This is a genomic window from Neisseria sp. P0001.S005, from assembly GCF_051963715.1.
Map to the genome: position 1 here is coordinate 1 of NZ_JBQCTZ010000969.1, position 273 is coordinate 273.

General features: G+C 34.4%; 1 protein-coding gene. It reads right to left on the reverse strand.

Annotated features, from left to right (window positions below; translation table 11 throughout):
* Positions 1-153: 153 nt before the first annotated feature.
* A partial coding sequence (locus ACTHSP_RS23720) for an iron-sulfur cluster co-chaperone HscB C-terminal domain-containing protein (RefSeq protein WP_440347200.1) occupies positions 154-273 on the reverse strand: 120 nt, incomplete at its 5' end.

The window sequence follows — 273 nt, forward strand, 5'->3', positions numbered from 1 at the left end:
AACGAAAACCTGGCTGTTGCTACTGTTACCGGTAAAAAACGCTAATCGGTAGTTAATATAAGAAAACCGTATCAGATAAATCTGATACGGTTTTTGTTTTACATATAAAATCATTTGCTATAAAACTTAGGCAAATGTAACAGCATATGTACTTTATAAGATTGAAGCAATTTCATTGCGAAGCTTATTAAGAAAGCGTCCATGCCGTACCCATTGTGCGGCTGATTCATAATCCTGTTGTTCAAATGCTTGTTGCAAATCTTGATATAGGTT